This window comes from Pseudomonas sp. CCC3.1 (assembly GCF_034347405.1).
GTDB lineage: Bacteria > Pseudomonadota > Gammaproteobacteria > Pseudomonadales > Pseudomonadaceae > Aquipseudomonas.
Window position 1 is genome coordinate 1230115 of the sequence record NZ_CP133778.1, and the last position, 24649, is coordinate 1254763.

Consider the following 24649-nt stretch of genomic DNA (forward strand, 5'->3'; position numbering starts at 1 on the left):
TCTACCAGTATCAAGATTGCCGTGAGGGGTGTAGAACAGACATAAGCGGTCTGACTCACTCAGTGCCTGTAGCCGATGGTCAATATTCAGGGGCGTGTTATGGGCTCTGTGACACCTGCCATCATCAGGGGCAACTGTGGTCGCCATGAAACTAGGGTGCGTAATAATACTGCGGCATAAATGGAGTAATGCAATGTCCGATAATTCAGTTAACTCAATGGCATCGATTAAAGCGTGGATGAAACAACAACCTCGCACCCTGGGGTGGGATGCAATCCTGGCTTACGATCGCGTGAAAACTAACCAAATGTTGATGCAGGAGTATATCGGGCGTTTTGACAATCCGAGTGGTTATCTCGCCCCTATTACGAGCGTGGTCCCGGAAACGAGTCCTTCTGAACATTTTTATGGGGTTATTGTATCTACCCCTGTGTTGTCATTTGAAAACTCTACGATTGCTTCCAGTGACGCAAAATTAACGTTTGATCTGGTCGGTGGTAGCCATATTACGATGTCGATACCCACTGGTGGAACAGTCAAAGAGGTGACTCAGATCAGTGAGTTTAGCCCGTTGGCCGGAGAAAAAATCTGGCTGAATATCGGCTTGGAGCAAGCACCGGGCACCGTAACAGGTGAAAGGAATGTGCAGCTGGATTTGAGTAAGGTAGGAGCCGCGGTCTGGAGATCCTCACTCGGGGCGACCGAACAAAATCGCCAACGGGTCGCCGAGTATTTTCATGACTTATTTGCGGAGCTGGAGCCGAAGTACCAAGTGTTTGTACTCAATACTATAAAAAATAACGACAGTCCATTAGCCAATCCAGGGGATTTTGAAATTCGCGTACAACCAAAAAAAGGGTCCAGTCTTATAGGTCTTGATGCCGAAGGTGTTGATGAGGAAGATGGGCAGATCTTAGTGTTTATGGCGATGAAGGGGAGGGAGAGTGGTAGCCTGCCGGCGAAAGACGGTGACATGGCTTATCTGATTCCTGATGAGCCTGGGTATTCGACAACATTATTGTTCGGTTCAGATTATATCTATTCAAGATTATTTGTAGAAGGCTTAAAAACATCAGATGACTGGCTGTTAGAACTGCCAGGATTTGAAATTGTACAGCCAGACGGTGAACATGTGACTGTTGTAACCGGTGTTGCTGGTCAGACTAATATGCATTTTGCTGCTGTACATCAAGAGTTCTATGACGCACATTGCGGTCCTGTAAACATGGAGCCTTATTTGAAGGGCGATGAAAGCGAGCGAGAATCCACATTTGCTATGACTCCGAATCCGAGTTTGGAGGCGTTGGAGGGGAGGGTGGATGGAGGGCTGACTTTGCATTGGAAAGGGGAGTCGAAGGGGGTGGGGGGCTGGGGATTGAGGGTAGGAGTTTTAGAGTAACGTATCATGCGAAGTGGGATTATATTTGTCATTGTGCGTTTTATATTGACCATCAGGGTGCATACCTTGTGCAGTACATGGATTTTGACAAAGCTGAAAGTCGTGCATGGATGGATCAGGTGCTCAGTTGGCAGATAGAGGATGAATATTACGATGATATAAAACGTGCTATATGCACACAGTATGAAGGTGAAATTGATAAAGGATTCTTTCTCAGAACTTCGGATTTGGTGTCTGCATTAAATAGTATTAACGTGCTGGGTCTTAAGAGTTTGTTGTTTGGGAATGAAGATGTAATAGGATATAGTGCTACATGCTTTACGGGTGATTTGGCTCTGTTTGGTGATATCTCACCACAAGAAACCAGTTTTAGTGTGTCTCCGATATCCCCTATTGTTGTTGCCGGTGAAGTACACACCTGTGTCACTGAGCCTCCCGTAACCGGGCTTGTATGGACAATAACAGCCTTGGGGGGCGACAACGCTATTGGTACCATTGATTCTATAAGCGGTAAATATACGGCACCAGCAGCTGCTCAGATTACGGGCCCGATGACTCGTGTCCGCGTAACCGCAACGAACGCCTTAAACGGTTACAAAAGTTCCGGGCTGATTTCAGTGGTGAAAACGTCGCTTAACGTTAATCCATTGGTCCAAGTGGCAACGGCCGGTCTCGATCTAAAACTGACTCTGACAGCCGGCAGTGTAAAAGGGCAGCCCAAAGATATTGTTTGGGATATAGAAGATGACGCCACCGGGGCAATAATCACTTCGAATCTTGACGGCACATGTACTTATCAGGCTGGCCCCCCTGTTACAGGTAAATATTCTTGGGTTGATACGGTTGTCGCCTCTTATGGTAATGATTCTTCGAGTTGCGCGGTTGTAGTGTTTAACGGGCAACAAAATCTGAGCATTACTATAGACGCTGACAGCGTACGCAGCGAAAAGGCTGTTGAGTCAGTTACATTGGTTGCGCTAAACAATGGAGGTAGTCCCATTCCTGGTGTCAAGTGGGCCTTGCTCACAGGCTCTGGCAGCGTGAATGAGAATACGGGTGTATTCACGGTGAATCCGCAGGGCTCTTATCGCTATGCAGTGGTTACAGGTACCTTAGTTATACCGGGAATAATAACACTGCTGGGGCACATTATTTTGCCGTTACCGTTACTCACCATTGATCGTGCAGTGGAGTTGCTGAACGGCTGAACAAGGGTGTGTGTTGCTGGGGTTGCAGGTGTTTAGAACGTTACATGAAAAAATCGCTGCCCCTATACGGCACCAATAAATTGTTTGTTGAATACCTGTTCGTTTTGCCAGTAGGCAACGCACATGGGTAAGTGTAAAACTAGACTGAGCATCAGCACTGACTGAGTCACTCCGCAGAGTGAGTCAATACGTTTAATTTTACGAGTGAAAAAAATGAATGATTTGTTTGCGCCGCCTTCTGTTCCAGCGTTAAAAAAATAAGCGCTGGATTGATCTGTCGGAATTGGGTGATGGGCCTTTACTGACGTATATAAAGTATGACGGTATTGCAGAAGGCGACAAGCTGAACCCTAACTGGCGTGGCTGTTCGGTGAATGGTACACCCGCTGATGTCGCTAACTCTCTGGTTATTGTGTAGACACCTGACTACACCGAAAAACTGGGTATGCTGATAAGAGTGCCTAATCACATTGTTAGAGCGTTGGACCAAGGCTGGGCCTTTTATTCCTACAGCGTAGGCCAGACTGAGTGTGATGTATTACTTCCTGAGTCACAACGGTTATTCATGTACATAGGAGCGCGATCAATGAAACTTCCAGTAGCGCAGATCAAAGAGTCCCATGGGCTGGAAATTAATGGAGATAGTGTTACTACCAACGGCGCGACAGTTGTTGTGGTGCCTTATCAGGCGATGGCCGTGGGGGATAAAGTAAGCTTGACATGGCAAGGGTATTCTGATGGTTGGGACGAGGACCCTTGGACTTTGACGGTTGAAGTTAAAGAAGATTATGTTGGAAAACCATTGCTGTTTAATCTGCCTAGAGGTCAGGTTGCTCAAATCTACGAGGGGTATGCCGAACTCTTCTACAGTGTTGAGCACAATGAAAGTCGTGACGTAAGTCTTTCGGACGTGCAGCGTTTCGATATTGTTGCGCAGGGTACAGACCGCCTTCCCGCTATTCAGATTAAAGGGTATGCAGGTGGAACGATCGACCCTAAACAATACCCTGATGGTTTGCGGCTGCAAGTGATCCCGCTGTACCCAACCATTCAGCCCGGCGACGATGTTTTGTTTTATTTTGATTCTTCTGACGTTTCACTTAGTCAAGTGTATTGGCAGCGGGTAGATCCTTCAACGTTGGGCAGTGACATGCTCGAATGCATCGTGCCGGTGCAAATATTAAACGACAATGTAGGTCGAACTATTACAATGGGTTATCAATATGCGCGCTTTGGGAGTGCCTTGAGCAGCGAGTTAATAAGCGTGTTGATTGAAGCGTCCCAGATCTTGCCACCTCCTATCATTAAAGACGCGGTAGCGGGTGGGGTGAATAAAGGAACGCTGGAAGCATTGATAGCGGCCAGTGGGGTCACTATACATGTACCTAATGAAGTGGTTTTAAAGCCGGGCGAGACACTTGAGTTGCATTGGCAAGGCCACCCCAACGGTGGAAATACAATAGTTGGGCCAATCAATGGTGTCGGCAAAAAGTTCTACATTGCGCCTGAGTATGTCGCCGCCAATATGGGCAATGCGGACAAGCGTTTTCCCGTGTTTTACCGAATTAAAGACGGTGAAATAACCAAGAATGAGTCCATCGAATTTGAACTGCGGATAATCCCAGTGGCGGTGTTGTATTACCCGAGTGTTCAATGTAAGGAGTTAGGCGGCAGAAAAACCTTATCGTTGGCCCGTTTGGGCGAAGACGGAGCAAAAGCATACAGTGATTTGTGGATGTTTGTGGCCGTTGGTCAATTGCTGACGATTAAGGCCAGTGGTGTGTCTGAGGGCGGCGCAGTAGAGGTCATCCTGCGCAATGCCACGAGTGTTTCTGCGCTCGAAATTGAAAGTGAAGAAGTTAGTGCGCAAGTCACTATGGACTTCTTGCGGACTTTGGATCTGGGTGAAAACATGGCACTTAAGTTTTTTGTCAGCTTTGATAATAGTGAGCCTGACCCCCTCTATCCATTTGTGCAATTGTTAGATGTTAAAGTGGTTGCATAGGCAGGTGGCGGTTCTACGGTGAACGCCGAAGCTGATAACAGTCGGCTGTTATTCAATTAATGAGGTGTGTCATGTCTAATAGTTTAGAGCAATTATTACTCCGGATGAAGGATACGCCGTCTACCGTTGGGTGGGGGGCAATCCTGGTAGTGGGGCAAAGCCAAGTGAACGCTTTATTCACGCAACAGTATGCTGATGCCTTCAGTGAGTTACAGTTTTTGCCGCCGTTGACTGATGAGCTATATCTGGACTCAGGGCAAACGATAAAAGCACAGCTGAAGGGTGTTGTATTAGGACCACTGGAAGTGCTGTTTGATTTTGAACACTCTAGTTTGCAAAGTTCAGTTTTGACAATCCGCTTAAATATTGTCGGGGGTACATACACGACTTCACGGCGTGATGTTGGATCATCTGAAACCACGGTCATTGCCTCCCAGCGTATGACCGCGGGTATGGGGTTTTATGTACAAGCGAGCCTATCGCTGAGCCAGGCATTCGGGCAAGTCGATAATTACGGTATTGCTAAGCTCGATTTTAAAGTCGATGACGATACGCGCTTTTATTCTAACCTTGAGCGGTCTGAGGTATTTCAAGAAGCTTTGGGCGGTGTGTTCAAGGCGTTTCTCCAGGCACAAAAAGATTTTCGCTTCAGTTATGAGCTTGGGCATATGGCTTTTAGACGTAACCATGTACTGAGTCCCGTAGAGTTTTTTATCAGAACCCAGATTAACCCTAGCCCTAATCCAGAGGGCACCTCTGAGGGAGCGGTCGTATTTTTTATCAGGCTAAAAGGGACAAAGGGAACACCTGGGCTGCCAACGGATGGTTCAGGGTTTCCTTATTTTATACCGGATGATAAAAACGATAAGAAAGACCTCTACAGCGTTGCATTAGTGTTAAATCATCAGTTGTTAGGCTTCGCCGATGAGATGCAATTGGGGTTGCTCAAAAATATTGGGTTGGGGCGCAAGCATGAATTTGTAGAAGTACCGGGTCCGCGAAGAGAGCCCTGCGATTTGTTGTTGTTAGGTAACACGAAACTAACCGCAGAAAACTTAACAATCGAGCCTCAGTTTCTGCAGTTGAAAGGCGGGGATTCACAACAGTTCGTTGTGCGGGATGCAGCGGGGAAAGAGGTCACAGCCGTTAATTGGTCTGTGAGCAGTGTATCCAGCCCCTTGGCGGTTGGCGAGATTAGTGACACTGGGCACTATACCGCTTTCCGTTCGACACTGATGGATCAAGATTTGCTGCCGACCGCAGTGACGGCTACCTCTAAAAAAGCAATTAACGGTTTTACGCGAAAAACCACCGCAATGGTATTGAGTAACTTTGAAGGGGTGAGCGTTGCTCCTTTTGTGCGTACGATAACGTTGGGCGATCAACCTTTTGATTTAGTCGCCACCAGTGCCAAGGGGGCTAAGTTGACCTGGACATTACTGGATTATGCACCCGGGCAACCTGGGCTTGGCAAACTCGACGTTACAAGCGAGAACCGTGCGAGTTATACACCCCCAGCCCCCATGGCCGGTGTGCCGTTAGTGAGGTTGCAGCGAATCCGGGTAGAGGACACCCTGGGTAACGTTGCCCATACTTCTGTAGCCCTGTTGAGTGGCAGGTTAGAATTTGAATTAACACCTTCCTATACAGAACATATTTCCAAACTGACTGGCACCGTGCAGTTAAAAATGGTTGATCAAAATTTATATCATCAAGCGGAATTAGTGTGGGGGGTGCTAGGGCAAGGCACGATAGCAGACGGTTTATATGAAGCGCCAGCGACCTTGGACGAAGGGATTGCCGTCAACATCATAACCTGCGATCTAAAAGTAAATGATGGACTAGCATTTAGTAGCTTTGCAATTGCTCAACCCTTGCTGCGGCACATTGACCCTCCGCCACCCACTTGGATAGGGTTGGATACATTCAAAGTTGAGGCAATCGAGCCATCTCCGACGTGCTACGCCAATGGCTATCAGCAAATTCCTGTCAGAATTACCATCGGGACAGCTTCCATCGAGATTGAGGACGATGAGGGTAATAAAGAAACTGTATTTATCCCGGTCAGCGATAAGGAGTTAGCGACGCTAGTAATTTATGATGAAAGTAATAATAGCGATTTGGACTTCATTGAAGAGTACCAGGAGGGTATTCCCGACGAAAATGATGATAAGTGGGCCGTGAATTTGCAGCGAAATCGATTTGATCTAATGAACACTGCTTCATTTGAGCCAGCGTCTACCTTGATAGGAGAGGGTGAACGGATTAAAGATGTATATATTCACTGTAACTCTCAGGGTACCCGAACGTTAGCAGCACGTTTTAAGAAGGATAATGGTCAGAGCTTTCGATCCGAAGATCACGGCACGGGAAATACGACTGTTAGATTAACAGCAGTAAACGTTCCCACGCCCGCCTTGACAGATTATGGCTTTGTTGGAAAACGTGTGTTCAATGGGGAGGGCGCTGAAGGCTATAGCGATGAAGATGAATTTAGCTATGTACTGGACTCAATAGATTACTGGGCTCTTGGTTATAAGAGGTTGGGGTTATATCCGAAGAGGTTTGTGAGTGTCGAATTTGAGGATAATGTATCATTGATTCGCTGGGAAAGTGAGCAGCGCGATGAGGTTTTCTTAAGTTATACCGGCTATGTTTTTTATCCGGCGCCATATTATGATATCAACGACAAGCCCACCATGATTGTCTATGATTCGGCACTGAGTGCGTTTGCTCTGCGCCGACAATCAAAATTGAACACGATGCTGAGCGAGGCAGATGCGCCGGTCTCCCCTGGGCAATTAGTCATAACATTGAATCGAGAAGCAAATATTCCTTATTTTACAAGTATTCCAGGTGTAGCAAATGGAGATGCATTGGATAATGAAACTCGTGAGCATTTAAGCAAAGTATTGAAGGTTTTATTGTTTGATGTTGAGGGTAATCGACATAGATTGCAGATTTCGTTTGAATCCACAACCCTGCCTGATAGTCGTAATAAATTGCTGCTTGGATTTATAAAAGGTTAGGCTTGAATTATACTTTAACGTGCTAAGAGATTATCGCTATGGTCGCATCAAGTGTTGTGCATTCCAATGCATTCAATTTTATGAGCTATCTCCAGAACGGTGTCGATCCCCGCACCGGACAATATACTGTAAGTATTAATTTTCCTGTATTGAATGCTAATAATTTACGAGGGCCCTCATTTCCATTACAACTTGCCTTCAGCCCGCTTAATACACTGGATACAGGGTTTGGCAAAGGCTGGAGTCTTAATCTGTCCCAATATATACCCTCCAGCAAGATGTTGGCGCTGAGTACGGGGGAAAGTTTTAAGGTGACTGGCAGCGGAGAAAATGCCGCGATAAAAGAGCGTAAAATTGACTCCTTTCACTTCAGTTTTTTGGCAAATAAAACTTACCGGATTGTACATAAATCCGGGCTGGTCGAGGAATTGAAAAACTATGGTTCCGGGGACAATCTAGTCGCCCTGCCACACACCATCTACGCCGCGTCAGGGCACGCGATTTATCTGGACTACGATCCCTCTAAATTTGGCAGGCGCCTAAAGAGCATCCGGGATGAGCAAGGTCTGTTGCTAGAGATTGACTATGCCAGTGATAACTCGATAAAGATTGATATTGCACCCGATCCCGATGGAGTGAGTAACCCTAGAGCCCGCTACGAGTTGGGATTAACGGAGCGATTGCTGAATGTCATCGTATTACCCTCAGACGATAAAGCATCATGGCGCTTGAGTTACATGCTTGTTCATGACTTTTTTTTGTGCCTGTCAGAAATAAAAACGCCTGTGGGGGGGCGCGAAACTATTCATTATGATGATGAAGGTCATACTTATCCGACCGGTGCGGGTAATGATAGAAATCTGCCTCGCGTGACGCGCCATATGTCGTATCCCGGTCTAGAGTCAGATCCAGATGCGCTGCATACTGAATATGCTTATACCGGTATAGGTGATCAAAACGGGCATAACTTCTTGGGGGCTGGCGCGCAGGTGAGTTGGGAGCAGGGTGGTGTTGATAACCTCTATAAAGCCCCCAGTAATTACACCTACAGTTCGACCAGTATAGTAATGGTCAAAGGTAAGCCAATACGGACTACCAAAAACACGTATAACCGATTTCACTTGCTGATCGAAGAGCTGACCAAACAGAATAACTGTATCCAGACGGTGACCACCACTTACCATAGCACCAATGCCGAATTCGACCAGCAGCCACCTCAATTCCAGTTACCGAAACAAATAGATACCGAGTGGTCGCTGGAGAATGATGCTACACGTTCTCGTGTACAGTCGGTTTTATCCAGTTTTGATGAACATGGTAATCCGACGAAAGAAGTAGAGGTCAGTGGCACCATCACGGAGTACGATTATTATCCAGCGAACGGTGATGGTAATGACTGTCCGGCCGATCCACACGGTTTCGTACGCAACCTTAAAATGCAAAGAGTTACTCCAAGTGCTGATTTTTCGCCCGGCGCCCACGTGTTGGAGACTCATTATAGCTATAAGAGTTTACCGGCAATCTCCGGGAGTGATCAAAAGTACTGGTTGGTTTCAAGCTCAGAAAGCGTATTTGATCTGAGCAGTAGGGCGCCTGTTGAGTTGCTTAAAACCAAAAACGTCTGGATAAATAAACCGGATGATGTACTTGCTCATGGCCAGTCTGAAAGTCAATTGAGCATTTTTAACTCTCCGGATGATGAGAAACCTAAGCAAACGTGCACGACATATTCATACAGCGTACTCAATAGTCTCTTGGCTGCTGAGCCTGTCGTTCAAACGGTGCAGACCGTGACCGGTTATGACAATGAGAGCAAGATCATTACGTTGCAGTATTCATTGTTCAGTGGTCAGCCGGTTTTGACTCGAGACGACAATGATATAGAAATACTCTATACCTATGATGCTTTGCAACGAGTAACCAGTGAAACAGTTGCACCTAATGACGCCCAGTACAGTGCAAGCCGTTATTATTCTTACTCTTTGACCTCTGCTGACAATCAGCGTGCTAGCCAGTTGTCGACCAATGTTAAAGGTGTGCAAACGCGTAGTTATGTAGACGGACTGAACCGGCCGGTTCAAGAAGAACGCCATGACGCTGATAATCCGGAGTCAAACGGAATATTCCGTATGACTTATGAAGCTACTTACAACGCGCTGGGCGATATGAGCTCAGAAACCAACTACGATTGGAGAGGCACAGAGAATATACCTTTGCTCAGCACGTTTGATTATGACGATTGGGGGCAACAGCAAAGTGTTGTAGGGCCTGACAACGTTAGAGCCTGGGAAATAACGGATCCCATTGGGTCTGCAGAGTGGAGGGGGCCTATCGTAAGAAGTTGGCAGGAATCTACACTCGATAGTGTGCCGTTGAGGACTGGTGAAGTTGTGGCCTGGATGAACCTGCTGGGCAAAGTGGAGCGTGTTAGCCGTTTTTTCCTGAACGGCACTAGCTACAGTATTGATAAAAAAGAATACGATGGTTTGGGCCGCCTAGCCCGTGAGATCAATGCGCTCAATCATGCAACGGCCTATGAGTATGACGCTTTCAATCGAATGACGAGTCGAACTTTGCCTGGCGGAGCGATAGAAGTGCGTGAATATGCACGGCACAGTGCCGAGGATTTGCCCACGCTGATCAAAGTCAATAGCAGTGTTTTGGGGCTTCAGGAGTTTGATGGTCTGGATCGAATGACAAAGTCTGTCACAGGCGGCCGAGTCCAGCTGTATACCTATGAGGAAGGTCAGACCCAACCCAGATATGTCACCACACCCAGTCTTCAAACAATAGAATATAAGTACAATCCACAACTGGGTGAAGAACCAACTCAGCGTATATTGCCCGATGAGGATTCACCCGCTATCTATGAATATGATCCCCGCAATGCACGGATGCTCAATTGCAGCATGTCGGGGAAAGAGGGGTCCAAGTTAACTCGCGAATATTTCAGTACCGGGCAACTGAAAAGTGAGAGCTTTGAGCAAAATGGTGTCGTGAATAATATGACCTACGTTCATAGCTTGCAAGGGTTGCTGCTTAGCTATACCGATGTGTTGGGTCAGGTTCAGAACTACGAATACGACACAGCTGGTCGTATCATCTCTACTCGCTTGGGAGATAATTTAGTATCGAGTTTTACCTATGACGGTTTGGGTCAAACTAAAACGATTGCGACAGTTGATTCATCAACAACACCTGCACTGTCCGTCATCATTGAGCTTGGCTATGATGAGTTTGGTCGTGAAATACTACGTAAGTTTGACCTTAACGGTACCCAGCAAGCGTTGGCTCAGACATACAGCAAGGCCGACGCAATTGCTTCGCGTGTCTTGAGTGAAGGGGAAACCCTGTTGCGTAAAGAAACGTATGAATATGAACCACGCTCACGCCTGCAACGCTATACCTGTGAAGGTATACAGTCTCCAGTGGACCCATATGGGCAGGTGATCACCAAGCAGGAGTTTTTCTTTGATGATCTAGATAACATTACGCGGGTTATCACTACTTCTGGGGATATCACTAACGTGGCCAGATATTTCTACGAATGTGACGCTGACCCTGTACAGTTAACACGGATTCTTAATACACATGATCAGATTTATCCGGCTGAAATCGTGTTGGACTATGACAGTCATGGCAACTTGAGAGTGGATGAGGCAGGTCGGACGCTTGAATATGACTCGCTTAATAGATTGAAGAAGGTAACGACGGCTCAAGTGTAAGCATTCAAACGTGATCAGCCTCTCCCCTATGTGCTGGAGGTTTTTTAACTTGTGATATTGGAGTTAAAGCACTTGATGTGCTGGGACTGAGCCAAGTCGTTCAGCCCCAGCTTTTTACTCGGCAATCTGCAGTTTTCGTGCTGCGGTATAGATATACCTCAATTTGTCATATTCAAATGGCGAGTCGAATTGCCCATATCGGAAACTGGTGCTGTAGCGTTTGTCGATGGCTTGCAACACCCAGATTTCCGGATGGCGGGTGCTTTCGTGCGGCACATTAAGGAAGTTGATTTCCTGATTGGCGCCATAGTCGACCACCAACCCGGTGGTGTCCCGCAGGTTTGACGGGCCCAGGATCGGCAGCATCAGGTACGCCCCTCCAGGCACGCCATAAAACCCCAGTGTTTGCCCGAAGTCTTCGCTCTGGCGCGGCAGGCCCATGGCGGTGGCTGGGTCCCACAGTCCGCCAATACCCAGCGTCGTGTTCAACAGCAAACGCCCGGTGGTTTGCATAGAGCGCTGGCCTTTGAGTTGCAGCAAGCTGTTAAACAGGTTGGGCACATCGCCAAGGTTGTTGAAAAAGTTACTCACACCGGTACGCAGAAAGCTCGGCGTGACATAGCGATAGCCATCCACCACAGGCAGGAATACCCACTGATCGAAGCGGTAGTTGAAGTGATAAATACGCCGATTGATCGATTCCAGCGGGTCATAGACGTTGAGCGCGTTCATGGTTGCGCGTTCAAATTCGCGCTGGTCCAGACCGGGGTTGAATTTCAACAGTTTTAACGGCTGGGTAAAGCCGTCAACGTCGTGAGTGGGTTCGATATTGGCCTTGCTGTTGTCTGCCTGGGCGTAACCAGCGCTGAGTAAGGCGGCGAGAAGCCATAGATGTTTAGCCACGGAAGAACTCCAGCATATCGTCGGCGTTGACGCGGTAGTTGAGGTTGCCGCAGTGGCCACCATACGGGTAGACGGTCAGGCGGTTGCCGAAGGTTTTGCGCAGAAATCCAAGATCGCCAGGGCCCAGGATGATGTCGTCGGCATTGTGCATGACGGCAATCTTCGGGCTGTTTTTGAGATAGTCCTGCAGGGCATACAGGCTGACCTGGTCGATCAGTTGCAACAAGCTGCCGCCGTCGGTCCGGGCGCGCCACATGGGGATCACTTGTTCTGTCAGGTAGCAATCGAAGTCGCATAGCAGTGAGCGCTTGAGAAACGGCGTCAGGCTGGTGCCTTCGGTAATCGGGTAGTTGGGTGGCGTGATCAGACCGCGGCGGTTGATCAGGTCCGAGGTGAACACAATGTCGGCCGACGAGAAGCGGAACATGGTGCCGATCAGCATCGCCATCTGTTCGTTGGTCAGGCGTTCTTTAGAGTTCTGCAGGTCGTAGACCAGCGCGGCATTGATATCGACGTAACCTTTTTGCTTGAAGTACTCGGTGAGTTTGTTCAGTACCAGTTCGTAGAACGTGGTGCTGTTATTGATGCCTTTGACTTCGGTCTGCACCAGTCTGTCGAGGTTGCTGATAGAGGTGTAGAGGTTGACCGGCGGGTTGAGCATCAGCACTTTTTTGAAGTTGAAACTTTTGCGCGTTTCGTCGAGGTGGCTGACGAAGGCTGCATCCAGTGCGCCCAGGCTATAACCGGCAAGGTAATACTCGGTAACGGGAACATTGGCCTGTTGCGCGCGCACGGCTTGCATCACGTGGTACAGGTCTTCGGCGTCGTATTGGCTGATACCTGGGGTGGCAAAACGTGAGGCCGCGCTCATGAAGTCATAGCTGGTGGGCGATGACAGTTGCACCACATGGTAGCCGGCTTGATAGAAGAGCTTTTTCAGGTATTCGTTGAGGCTGCTGTCATAGGGCGCGCCGGTGCCTGCAATCAGAAACATCAAGGGGGCGGGGTGGTCTTGCTTGGCCATCCGGTAAGTGAGCTTTTTAACCGCCCAGAAGTTGGCCGGCAGCGTGAACTCGCGTTCCGGGCGCAACTGCAGGGTGTAATCCGACTGATTGATGTCATCCACACTTGGAAGCAGCGGGCGCATCTCTGGCGGAGTTGTGGCAATCGTGGCCTCAAACGGGTTTTTAAGGGGGTAGCCATACGTTGTGGGGTCGACATCGACCGCCTGTGCGGACGCACTCAAAATAAGGCCGCAGAGCAAGGCGGCGAAGGGCAGAGAACGAAGCATGACGACTATCCCTAGAAGAGGTGCGGAAAAGATTCGCAGGCTATGACCACAGGGCTACAGTCGAAGTGCCATGGTCTGGCACTAAATAAATCCCCAAGACTGTACCTAGGCTCTGTACGAAATGTATCTGCTCTCGGTTATGCGGCGTTGAAAACAGAATTAACCTTCGCTCGAAAACATTTCGTACAGACCCACACAGGCAAATTGTCGCCTGAAGATACACGTTGAATGACTTTAGTGAACAGTTATCTGTTTGCAAGGGTTGCATACCCATTAGGGGCGATTAAGCTGGGCGCCGCTTTTGTCTATTGGAGTTATCTATGCGTCCGCGTTTGCCGTTGGTCATGCTGCTAATAGCCTTGCCTGTTTGGTTGGCGGTCAGTTATGGCCTGCGTTACGGCTTTATGGAAGACCCGCAATGGGTGGGGGCGTGTGCTGCCGAAGCTACGCGTTGGGAGTGCCAGTTGCGCTCAAACCTGGGCTGGTTGATTCACTTCAGGGTCATGGGCTGGGCGGCGCTGGTAACGTCAGTCATTGCTTTTTTTGTGCGCGGGCGTTTTGGCAGTGGGCTGGCAGTTCTGGCTTTACTGTTTGGTTTGCCCGCATTGGCGCTCTACAACGCTAGTTTGGCTGTGTTTGCCGTGGTGATTGCAGGGTTGCGATTGGTTCGCGCCAAGAAGGCTTAAAGGCTGAGTCTGCGTATTTTTTTACGGGCGAGAGCTGATCTGTGAGGCTTCAAATACAGCCAGAAACCTGTGGGAACCAGGCTTGCCAGCGATGCAGGCGATGCGTTTTTTCTGTTGAGTCGCGTCGATACATTCGCGAGCAAGCCAGCTCCCACAGGGGCTTGCGGGCCGCCTTGTCTGCATCGCTGGCAAGCCAGGCTCCCACAGGAGGTGTGGAAACCCGGAGTTGCCGAGGTTTATGGTCTGTGTGAAGTACGCAAGCTGCGCCACAGTGCGATAACCATCAATACACACACCAAGGCCCAGCCCCAGGCTTGTTCATTATTCAACCCTTCGCGGTACAGCTGCAGCGGGATGCCCGCGCCAATAATAAAGGCCAGCAGACCGAACTCTCGGCGCGGTCCGGTGACGGGGTGCAGCAGGTAGACCAGTGCTGGCAAGATCAGCGCGGCACTGGGGAAGCTGCGATAGCGCGGTTCGAACACCAAGCCCAGCATCATGACCGCACCCGCGAACCCCGCTGCTGCCAACCACCCGCCGCCACGGCGCTCCAGCAGGTTAAACAGGCGTCCACGCCAGCCCTCTTTTTGCCCCAGCGCCAACGCGCCGTGGGCGAGTACGATCAGATTAAGCGCTATCAATACACCGGCCCATGTCCATTCTCCGACGAAGCGGCTGGTCACCGAGGCCAATTCGGCCCAAGCCACGATGCTGCATCCTGCTACGGCGCCCAGAGCGGGCAGCAGCAGGGCGGAGCGTGTGGTGCGTACGCGTCCGCCGATGATCAGGGTGCCGAGAAACAGGGCTACGCCCACACCTAACCAGGCGGGCCAGTGCGGCAGATTGGAGACCGGGCCGGCAAGAATGCCTTTGTCTTGGCGGTCGGCATCGAACAGTCCCCAGTAACCACCAACAGCACCTTCACTGGCGCGTTTCCAGGGTTGGTCGAAGGCTTCGATCAGGTTGTACTTCCAGTCGTTTTGTTCGGCGAGGGTGACAAAGCCGCGAATGAATCTAGCTTCATTGACCCGGCTCGGCAGGGCGGTTTCGCGCTGACGGCCTTCGCTTGGCCAGCCGGTTTCGCCGATCAAAATGTCTTTGGGCGCGAACTTAAGACCAAACACCTGGCGTATTTCTGCGACATGGTTAAGGGCACGCTCGATACCTGCCGGATCATCTTCCCAATAAGGCAGCAGGTGAATGGTCAGAAAGTCCACTGCCGATGCGACCTCCGGGTGTTGCAACCAGAACTCCCAAACATCGGCGTAGGTCACAGGTTGTTTGACCTGGCTTTTAACTTGCTTGATCAATTCGACCAGCTTCGAAGCGGTGATTTCTTTGCGCAGCAAGGTCTCGTTACCGACGATCACCGCGCTGACGACGTCTGAGTTGGCGTTGGCGGATGCGACCAGGGCGCTGATTTCTTTTTGGGTGTCGGCCTCATTACCGTTAACCCAGATGCCGCTCATGATTTTCAGACCATGTTTGCGTGCGAGCTCCGGCAAGGCTTCGAGGCCTGTCTGCGAATACGTGCGAATGCATTGAAAGCGCGTCGCCAGCAACGCCAGATCTGCATCCATGCGTTCAATGCGCGGCACAAAAGGCTGGTCGAACGGGGATTGGTCCTTATCGAACGGTGTGTAGGACGCACATTGCAGTTTATGGGTGGGGGTGGCGGCATCGGGCAGTATTACTGGCCGACCCAGCCCATACCAAAAACCGGCAATGGCAAACACGCCCAGTAAGCAGGCGAAGAGATAAGGCAGCACAGCAAATCGGGCAGTCGCAGACATGGTCAGGCCGTATAAGAACAAAGCCGCGCATCTTACCTGCAATGAGCGAGGGGTAGCGGCTCCGTATAATTTTGACATGCAAAGTTTGGGCGGCCGCGCGAGCAACGGGCGTGGAGTTGTTGATGATGTCGCTCGTGGCTGCCTGAGCGTCGTCGTCAGAGCAGGACGCTAAGCGGGCGAGGTTGATGATCAGGGTGCATGTTATGACGGGGTGTCGATAAAACCCTGAAATCCTGATGTGGTCCGGCACTCGTCGGGCCCGGCACTGTGGGGAATCAAAGATGAAGATGCGACGACTCTTGAGCGCGGGAGCTGCCTTGGTGCTGGCGATGAGTGCAGGTTTGGCAAGTGCAGAGAGCAAGCCGACCCTCAACATTGGCTATGTAGATGGCTGGTCTGACAGCGTGGCCACGACGTTTGTGGCCGCAGAGGTTATTAAGCAGAAGCTGGGTTATGGGGTGAAACTGATGCCGGTTGCCACCGGGATCATGTGGCAGGGCGTTGCTACCGGCAAGCTCGATGCGATGTTGTCGGCTTGGTTGCCAGTGACTCACGGCGAATACTGGGCCAAGAACAAAGACAAAGTGGTTGATTACGGGCCCAACTTTAAAGACGCAAAAATTGGTTTGATCGTGCCGGAGTATGTGGCGGCGAAATCGATTGCCGATTTGAAAGACGATAAAGGCTTTAAAAATAAAATAGTCGGGATTGATGCCGGTTCAGGCGTGATGTTGAAAGCGGATGAGGCTATTAAGGACTACGGCCTGGATTACAAGTTGCAGGCGAGTTCCGGGGCTGCGATGACGTCTGAACTTGGACGTGCTTATGCTAAAAATGAACCCATTGTGGTCACTGGGTGGGTGCCGCACTGGATGTTCGCCAAGTGGAAGTTGCGCTTCCTGGATGACCCTAAGGGTGTATTTGGAGCCGCAGAAACGGTTAATAGCATCGGCAGTGAGGAATTGAATAAGAAAGCGCCTGAAGTGGCTGCCTTCTTGAAGCATTTTTCTTGGGCTTCAAAAGACGAAATTGGTGAAGTCATGCTGGCTATTCAAGAGGGCGCGAAGCCCGAAGCCGCCGCTAAGGATTGGGTTGCCAAACACCCTGAGCGTGTCGCCGAGTGGACCGCTAAATAATCGCGACGTGTCTAGCTCGCAGCACACAGAACCGCCTGGTTTTTTTGACAGGCGGTTTTTCTGTTTTTGGCACTGGCGCAATGATGTCATCGTCCGCGCAGACTAGATAATACGCGGGCTGCAGAGGGGTCTGGGTTCTACTACTAAAGTCGTCTGGCTTAGATTTTCAAGCCCCCTAATAGTGAAACCGTTCCATCTCATCTGTGCTGCGAGGACAAAAATAATGAACGACAGCATCTACCTCTCGATTCAAAACAGCCCGCGTTTTAAGGAGCTGGTCAAAAAAAGAGAACGATTCGCCTGGATTCTCTCGGCAATCATGCTCGGGTTATATGCCGCCTTTATCCTGTTAATTGCTTATGGGTCGCACATCATGGGGGCTAAGTTAAGCCCGACTTCGTCTATTACCTGGGGTATTCCGATCGGTGTGGGGCTGATTCTTTCGGCCTTTGTTCTGACCGGTATCTATGTACGTCGGGCCAATGGCGAGTTTGATGAGCTGAACAATGCGATTCTCAAGGAGGCGGGGCAATGATCGGGCGTCTATTGGCAACACTGGGCATTGCTGCCTTTGCACCGGCGGTCTGGGCGGCTGATGCCCTGACTGGTGAAGTGCAAAAACAACCGCTTAATATCTCGGCGATCATCATGTTCGTCGTGTTTGTAGGCGCGACCCTCTGCATCACTTACTGGGCATCAAAGCGTAATAAGTCGGCGGCGGACTACTATGCAGCGGGCGGCAAGATCACTGGCTTTCAGAATGGCCTGGCGATTGCCGGCGACTATATGTCTGCCGCGTCCTTCTTGGGTATTTCCGCGCTGGTTTACACCTCTGGCTACGATGGCCTGATCTATTCGATCGGCTTCCTGGTGGGCTGGCCGATCATCTTGTTCCTGATCGCAGAGCGTCTGCGTAATCTGGGCAAGTACACCTTTGCTGACGTCGCCTCATACCGCTTGGGTCAAACCCAGATCCGCTCGCTGTCTGCCTGCGGTTCGCTGGTGGTGGTGGCGTTTTACCTGATCGCGCAAATGGTAGGCGCGGGCAAGCTCATTCAGTTGCTGTTCGGTCTGGATTACCACGTTGCGGTGATTTTGGTGGGCATCCTGATGTGCCTGTACGTGTTGTTCGGCGGCATGCTGGCAACCACATGGGTGCAGATCATCAAGGCCGTGTTGTTGCTGTCCGGCGCGACGTTCATGGCTGTGATGGTCATGAAACACGTGAACTTTGATTTCAACTCGCTGTTTGCCGAAGCGGTCAAAATTCACCCTAAAGGTGAAGCGATCATGAGCCCTGGCGGTTTGGTGAAGGATCCGATTTCGGCATTCTCCCTAGGCTTGGCGTTGATGTTTGGTACTGCTGGCCTGCCGCACATTCTGATGCGCTTCTTCACCGTGAGTGATGCGAAAGAAGCCCGTAAGAGCGTGTTCTATGCCACTGGCTTTATCGGCTACTTCTACATCCTGACGTTCATCATCGGTTTCGGCGCGATCATTCTGGTGAGCACCAACCCGGACTTCAAAGACGCAGCAGGCGCTTTGCTGGGTGGTAACAACATGGCGGCCGTGCATTTGGCGGACGCGGTGGGCGGCAGTATCTTCCTGGGCTTTATCTCCGCGGTAGCCTTCGCCACGATTCTGGCGGTGGTTGCGGGTCTGACGCTGGCGGGTGCATCGGCGGTTTCTCACGACTTGTATGCCAGTGTGATCAAGAAGGGCAAGGCCAACGACAAAGAAGAAATTCGCGTCTCCAAAATCACCACCGTTGCGCTCGGCGTGCTGGCGATTGGTCTGGGCATTCTGTTTGAAAGCCAAAACATCGCGTTTATGGTGGGCCTTGCGTTCTCCATTGCGGCGAGCTGCAACTTCCCGGTACTGCTGCTTTCCATGTACTGGAAAAACCTGACCACACGCGGTGCCATGATTGGTGGCTGGTTGGGTCTGATAAGCGCTGTTGGCTTGATGGTTCTGGGCCCAACCATTTGGGTACAGATCCTGCACCATGAAAAGGCGATCTTCCCTTACGAATACCCGGCACTGTTCTCCATGATCATTGCGTTTGTGGGTATCTGGTTCTTCTCGATCACTGACAAATCCAAGGCGGCAGAGAAAGAGCGTGCGCTGTTCTTCCCGCAGTTTGTGCGTTCGCAGACGGGTCTTGGGGCGAGTGGGGCGGTGGATCACTAAAGCAGCGGCAAGTTTTTAGCTGCAAGTTTAGAAGCGGTCTGTTTAATGAGATCCCCCTGTCGTGAGGCAGGGGGATTTTTTATTTACTGCGACATTTATGGCAACTGCAAAACCCGTAGCAGTTGCCGAGCCTGCGAGGCTACGTCCGGCTGCGCAGCAGTCGCAAACGCTAATGCTAGGTTGAACTGATACACCGCAGCGTATGACTTTACGACTGCTTCGCAATCGGACGTAGCCTCGCAGGCTCGACAACTGCTACGAAATTGGCTTGGTTTTTGTGGGCGCAAAAAAATACGGCCTCTATTAAATAGAGGCCGTATTCGGTGCAGCTAAGACACTATCGTGGAATGACGGGTCTTACTTGCGGTCTTCAAGCTTGGTGATGTCACGCGACTCGTAGCCGGTGTACAGCTGGCGCGGGCGGCCAATCTTGTACGGGCTGGAGAGCATTTCTTTCCAGTGCGAGATCCAGCCGACTGTCCGCGCCAGGGCGAAGATTACGGTGAACATGCTGGTTGGAATGCCGATCGCCTTGAGGATGATTCCCGAGTAGAAGTCGACGTTCGGGTACAGCGAGCGCTCGATGAAGTACGGGTCGGTCAGCGCGATCTCTTCGAGGCGCATGGCCAGTTCGAGTTGCGGGTCGTTTTTGATTCCCAGCTCTTTAAGCACTTCGTCGCAGGTTTTTTTCATCACTGTGGCGCGTGGGTCGCGGTTTTTATAAACGCGGTGACCAAAGCCCATCAGTTTGAATGGATCGTTCTTGTCCTTGGCCTTGGCGATGAACGTGTCGATGTTGGACACATCGCCAATTTCGTCGAGCATGGTCAGAACAGCTTCGTTGGCGCCGCCGTGAGCAGGGCCCCACAGTGCCGCGATGCCCGCAGCGATACAGGCGAACGGGTTGGCCCCCGAAGAACCTGCCAGACGTACAGTGGACGTCGAGGCATTCTGTTCGTGGTCGGCGTGCAGGATAAAGATCTTATCCATGGCCTTGGCCAGCACCGGGCTGATCGGTTTGATCTCGCACGGTGTGTTGAACATCATGTGCAGGAAGTTTTCGGCGTAGCTCAGGTCGTTACGCGGGTACATCATGGGTTGCCCCATGGAGTACTTGTAAACCATTGCCGCCAGGGTTGGCATCTTGGCAACCAGACGGATCGCGGAAATTTCGCGATGCTGCGGGTTATTGATGTCCAGGGAGTCGTGGTAGAAGGCCGAGAGTGCGCCAACTACACCGCACATGACCGCCATCGGGTGGGCGTCACGACGGAAGCCGTTGAAGAACGTCTTCAACTGTTCGTGAACCATGGTGTGGTTTTTTACGGTGCTGACAAACTGAGCCTTCTGTTCTACGGTCGGCAGTTCGCCATTCAGCAGCAGGTAGGCAGTTTCGAGGTAGTCAGAGTGTTCAGCCAGTTGTTCGATCGGGTAGCCGCGATGCAGCAGGATCCCGTTGTCACCATCAATATAGGTGATCTTCGACTCGCAGGACGCGGTCGACATGAAACCAGGGTCAAATGTGAACCGGCCCGTGGCCGTCAGGCCTCGCACATCGATTACATCGGGACCAACGGTGCCAGTTAAAATGGGCAGCTCGACGGGGGCTGCGCCCTCGATGATCAACTGCGCTTTTTTGTCAGCCATGTGGCCTCCTATTTATGCTTGAAATCATCAGACAGACCCCCCACGCAGGGCCCGCACCACTATAGTGAGATAAATTTGAATGTCAATTTGCCTAAAGTCTTGCTGTACAAGGCTTTGGGGAGTCATTTTGGGCGATTATCCCTGCCATTTACGCCTTTTATAGCGCAAGCGCAATGAGCTATTAGGGGGGAGGTGATTGCGTTGTCATTAGTAACCTAACTGTCTATACTCGGCAGCCGACCGCCAGAGGCTTTTGGGCCTGTTTAGATGGGGGTCGTCACTCCCGGGTGGTGGGTACCTGACCAGTGCGCATCCCAACAAACTTGCCCTGATTGTTAGGGGCTCTTCAGTGTGAAAAAAGCCGTGAATAGCCAACGACCTGTAAACCTAGACCTAAGGACCATCAAACTCCCCATCACCGGCGTTACGTCGTTTCTGCACCGCGTATCGGGCATCATTCTTTTTCTCGGCCTGGGCTTCATGCTTTATGCATTGAGCAAATCCCTGGGTTCAGAAGAAGGTTTTGCTGAGGTGAAGGCATGCTTGACCAGCCCGCTGGCCAAATTCATTGCATGGGGCCTGCTATCTGCCTTGCTGTATCACTTGGTTGCCGGTGTGCGCCACTTGATCATGGATATGGGCATCGGTGAGACGCTGGAAGGCGGCAAGCTGGGCTCAAAAATCGTAATCGTCATTTCTGTGGTGATGATTGTTCTGGCGGGAGTTTGGATATGGTAACCAGCGTTACGAACCTGTCGCGTTCGGGCCTCTATGACTGGATGGCACAACGTGTCTCTGCGGTCGTTCTAGCGGCTTACTTCATTTTCCTGATCGGATACCTCGTTGCGAACCCTGGCATTGGCTACGCCCAATGGCACGAACTGTTCGCAAGCAACTGGATGCGTATCTTCAGCCTGCTGGCCCTGGTTGCTCTGGGCGCTCACGCCTGGGTCGGCATGTGGACCATCGCGACTGACTACCTGACGCCAATGGCGCTGGGCAAGTCCGCGACAGCAGTACGTTTCCTCTTCCAGGCAGTCTGCGGCGTTGCAATGTTCGCTTACTTCGTCTGGGGTGTGCAGATTCTTTGGGGTATCTGATTCATGGCTAACACAGTTAATACACTTTCGTTCGACGCCATTATCATTGGCGGCGGCGGTGCTGGCATGCGCGCTGCGCTGCAGCTGGCTCAGGGCGGTCACAAGACTGCCGTAATCACCAAGGTTTTCCCGACTCGTTCCCACACCGTATCGGCTCAGGGTGGTATCACCTGCGCGATCGCGTCCGCGGATCCAAACGATGACTGGCGCTGGCACATGTACGATACCGTCAAGGGTTCCGACTATATCGGTGACCAGGACGCTATCGAATACATGTGTTCCGTAGGCCCGGAAGCCGTGTTTGAACTTGAGCACATGGGTCTGCCGTTCTCCCGTACCGAGCAAGGCCGTATCTACCAGCGTCCTTTCGGCGGTCAGTCCAAGGACTTTGGTAAAGGTGGCCAGGCTGCGCGTACTTGCGCTGCTGCTGACCGTACCGGTCACGCACTGCTGCACACCCTGTACCAGGCTAACCTCAAGGCGGGCACTGTATTCCTCAACGAATACTACGGCGTCGATCTGGTGAAGAACGAAGCGGGCGATTTCGTCGGCATGATCGTTATCTGCATCGAAACCGGCGAGACTTCGTACGTTCGTGCTAACGCCACCGTATTGGCGACTGGCGGTGCAGGCCGTATCTACTCCTCGACGACCAACGCCCTGATCAACACCGGTGACGGTATCGGCATGGCCCTGCGTGCAGGCGTACCGGTGCAAGACATCGAAATGTGGCAGTTCCACCCAACCGGTATTGCCGGCGCCGGTGTACTGGTTACTGAAGGTTGCCGTGGTGAAGGTGGATACCTGATCAACAAGCACGGCGAGCGTTTCATGGAGCGTTACGCTCCGAACGCCAAAGACCTTGCGGGTCGTGACGTTGTTGCGCGCTCGATGGTTAAAGAAATCATCGCGGGCAACGGTTGCGGTCCAGATGGCGACCACGTAATGCTGAAACTTGATCACCTGGGTGAAGAAGTTCTGCACAGCCGTCTGCCAGGCATCATGGAGCTGTCCAAGACCTTCGCTCACGTCGATCCGGCCTTGGCGCCGATCCCGGTTGTTCCAACTTGCCACTATATGATGGGCGGCGTTGCCACCAACATTCATGGCCAGGCAATCACTCAGGACGCCGACGGCAACGACCAGATCATCCCTGGCCTGTTCGCAGTAGGAGAAGTGGCGTGCGTATCGGTTCACGGTGCCAACCGTCTGGGCGGCAACTCGTTGCTCGACCTGGTGGTATTCGGCCGTGCAGCCGGCCTGTTCCTTGAGCAGACCCTGAAAGAAGGCGTTGATTACGCGCGTCCACGTCAATCCGACATCGACGCTGCTCTGGCGCGTCTGGATGGCCTGAACTCGCGTACAGATGGCGAAGACGTAGCAACCCTGCGTAAAGAGCTGCAAAGCTGCATGCAGAACTACTTCGGTGTATTCCGTACTGGCGAATACATGCAGAAGGGCATTGCCCAGCTGGCTGATCTGCGCAAGCGTATCGCTAACGTGAAAATCAACGATAAGAGCCAGGCATTCAACACGGCCCGTATCGAAGCCCTTGAGCTGCAAAACCTGCTCGAAGTGGCTGAAGCGACTGCAATCGCTGCTGAAGTTCGTAAAGAATCGCGCGGTGCTCACGCCCGTGAAGACTTCGAAGATCGTGACGACGTTAACTGGCTGTGCCACACCCTGTACTTCCCGGGTGACAAGCGCGTAGCCAAGCGTGCGGTGAACTTCTCGCCGAAAACCGTTCCGACCTTTGAACCTATGATTCGGACTTACTAAGGGTGGCCGATATGTTGAAAGTCAGTGTTTATCGCTACAACCCGGATCAAGACTCCGCGCCGTTCATGCAAGAGTTTCAGGTTAATACCCACGGTAAAGACCTGATGGTGCTGGACGTACTGGCCCTGATCAAAGAGCAGGACGAAGGTTTCTCCTATCGTCGCTCTTGCCGTGAGGGCGTTTGCGGCTCCGACGGCATGAACATCAACGGTAAGAACGGCCTGGCGTGCGTAACGCCGCTGTCCTCCGTTGTAAAAGGTAACAAGTTGATCGTTCGTCCTCTGCCAGGTTTGCCGGTTATCCGTGACCTGGTCGTCGATATGAGCATCTTCTACAAGCAATACGAGAAGGTGAAGCCGTTCCTGCAGAACGATACGCCGGCTCCGGCCATTGAGCGTCTGCAATCGCCAGAAGAGCGTGAAAAGCTCGACGGTCTGTACGAGTGCATCCTGTGCGCGTGCTGCTCGACTTCGTGTCCGTCCTTCTGGTGGAACCCGGACAAGTTCCTGGGCCCTGCTGCGCTGCTGCAAGCCTATCGTTTCCTGGCTGACAGCCGTGACACCAAGACCAGCGAGCGTCTGGCTTCACTGGATGACCCGTTCAGCGTATTCCGCTGCCGCGGGATCATGAACTGCGTCAACGTGTGTCCGAAGGGCCTGAACCCGACTAAGGCCATCGGTCACGTGCGTAGCATGCTGCTGCAAAGCGGCGTGTGATTCAAAGCTGTAACGCAACACCGCTATACCCGTAGATGCTAC

The 24649-nt window shown here is 51.4% G+C and carries 17 protein-coding genes; 13 read left to right on the plus strand and 4 right to left on the minus strand.

What is annotated here, in order from left to right; all coding sequences use genetic code 11:
• Window positions 1–193 precede the first annotated feature (193 nt).
• From RHM56_RS05610 to RHM56_RS05630, 5 genes are all read left to right on the plus strand, one after another.
• The gene (locus RHM56_RS05610; RefSeq protein WP_322239394.1) at window positions 194–1399 is read left to right on the plus strand and encodes a hypothetical protein; all 1206 of its coding nucleotides are present in this window, start codon (window positions 194–196) and stop codon (window positions 1397–1399) included.
• A 77-nt stretch (window positions 1400–1476) separates the two neighbouring features.
• Complete coding sequence (locus RHM56_RS05615; RefSeq protein ID WP_322239396.1) at window positions 1477–2607, plus strand: hypothetical protein; 1131 nt, start codon at window positions 1477–1479, stop codon at window positions 2605–2607.
• Between the two features lie 586 nt (window positions 2608–3193).
• A complete protein-coding gene (locus RHM56_RS05620) occupies window positions 3194–4612 on the plus strand; it encodes a hypothetical protein (protein ID WP_322239398.1) in 1419 nt (472 codons plus the stop codon).
• A 71-nt stretch (window positions 4613–4683) separates the two neighbouring features.
• Window positions 4684–7641 (plus strand): hypothetical protein, encoded by a 2958-nt coding sequence (locus RHM56_RS05625; protein ID WP_322239400.1) that lies wholly within the window; start codon window positions 4684–4686, stop codon window positions 7639–7641.
• A 38-nt stretch (window positions 7642–7679) separates the two neighbouring features.
• Complete coding sequence (locus tag RHM56_RS05630) at window positions 7680–11366, plus strand: sugar-binding protein (protein ID WP_322239402.1); 3687 nt, start codon at window positions 7680–7682, stop codon at window positions 11364–11366.
• A 114-nt stretch (window positions 11367–11480) separates the two neighbouring features.
• Here RHM56_RS05630 and RHM56_RS05635 read toward each other — a convergent pair whose 3' ends face one another.
• Together RHM56_RS05635 and RHM56_RS05640 are read right to left on the minus strand one after the other, a co-directional pair.
• A complete protein-coding gene (locus tag RHM56_RS05635; protein ID WP_322239404.1) occupies window positions 11481–12269 on the minus strand; it encodes a VacJ family lipoprotein in 789 nt (262 codons plus the stop codon).
• The gene (locus RHM56_RS05640; RefSeq protein ID WP_322239406.1) at window positions 12262–13560 is read right to left on the minus strand and encodes a serine/threonine protein kinase; all 1299 of its coding nucleotides are present in this window, start codon (window positions 13558–13560) and stop codon (window positions 12262–12264) included. The genes RHM56_RS05635 and RHM56_RS05640 overlap by 8 nt, the downstream gene beginning before the upstream one ends.
• 320 nt (window positions 13561–13880) lie before the next feature.
• Here RHM56_RS05640 and RHM56_RS05645 point away from each other — a divergent pair, with 320 nt between their 5' ends.
• Complete coding sequence (locus tag RHM56_RS05645) at window positions 13881–14246, plus strand: hypothetical protein (protein ID WP_322239407.1); 366 nt, start codon at window positions 13881–13883, stop codon at window positions 14244–14246.
• A 236-nt stretch (window positions 14247–14482) separates the two neighbouring features.
• Here the strand turns inward: RHM56_RS05645 and RHM56_RS05650 are convergent, their stop codons facing one another.
• Window positions 14483–16039 carry a beta (1-6) glucans synthase gene (locus tag RHM56_RS05650; protein WP_322239409.1) on the minus strand — a complete coding sequence of 519 codons (1557 nt, stop codon included), beginning with the start codon at window positions 16037–16039 and terminating at the stop codon, window positions 14483–14485.
• Window positions 16040–16320: 281 nt separating this feature from the next.
• Between RHM56_RS05650 and RHM56_RS05655 the strand changes: the two genes are divergently transcribed.
• From RHM56_RS05655 to RHM56_RS05665, 3 genes are all read left to right on the plus strand, one after another.
• Window positions 16321–17175, plus strand: coding sequence for a glycine betaine ABC transporter substrate-binding protein (locus RHM56_RS05655; protein ID WP_322239411.1), 855 nt, complete (start codon window positions 16321–16323; stop codon window positions 17173–17175).
• Between the two features lie 223 nt (window positions 17176–17398).
• Complete coding sequence (locus RHM56_RS05660) at window positions 17399–17710, plus strand: DUF485 domain-containing protein (RefSeq protein WP_322239413.1); 312 nt, start codon at window positions 17399–17401, stop codon at window positions 17708–17710.
• A complete protein-coding gene (locus tag RHM56_RS05665; protein ID WP_322239415.1) occupies window positions 17707–19365 on the plus strand; it encodes a cation acetate symporter in 1659 nt (552 codons plus the stop codon). Before RHM56_RS05660 ends, RHM56_RS05665 begins: the two co-directional genes overlap by 4 nt.
• Window positions 19366–19722: 357 nt before the next feature.
• On the opposite strand, the gene gltA is transcribed toward RHM56_RS05665, so the two are convergent.
• Entirely contained in the window at window positions 19723–21012 is a 1290-nt protein-coding gene (gene gltA, locus RHM56_RS05670) for a citrate synthase (RefSeq protein ID WP_019408940.1), read from the minus strand.
• 351 nt (window positions 21013–21363) lie between these two features.
• On the opposite strand from gltA, the gene sdhC reads away from it, so the two are divergent.
• Genes sdhC through RHM56_RS05690 form a run of 4 tightly spaced genes read left to right on the plus strand, consistent with a single transcriptional unit; the run spans window position 21364 to window position 24607 of the window.
• Window positions 21364–21750 carry a succinate dehydrogenase, cytochrome b556 subunit gene (gene sdhC, locus RHM56_RS05675; protein ID WP_019408939.1) on the plus strand — a complete coding sequence of 129 codons (387 nt, stop codon included), beginning with the start codon at window positions 21364–21366 and terminating at the stop codon, window positions 21748–21750.
• A complete protein-coding gene (gene sdhD / locus RHM56_RS05680; protein WP_003446906.1) occupies window positions 21744–22112 on the plus strand; it encodes a succinate dehydrogenase, hydrophobic membrane anchor protein in 369 nt (122 codons plus the stop codon). The genes sdhC and sdhD overlap by 7 nt, the downstream gene beginning before the upstream one ends.
• Window positions 22113–22115: 3 nt before the next feature.
• Window positions 22116–23891, plus strand: coding sequence for a succinate dehydrogenase flavoprotein subunit (sdhA, locus tag RHM56_RS05685; RefSeq protein ID WP_322239418.1), 1776 nt, complete (start codon window positions 22116–22118; stop codon window positions 23889–23891).
• An 11-nt stretch (window positions 23892–23902) separates the two neighbouring features.
• On the plus strand, window positions 23903–24607 hold the full coding sequence (locus tag RHM56_RS05690) for a succinate dehydrogenase iron-sulfur subunit (RefSeq protein WP_322239420.1): 705 nt from the start codon (window positions 23903–23905) through the stop codon (window positions 24605–24607).
• The last annotated feature ends 42 nt before the right edge of the window (window positions 24608–24649 follow it).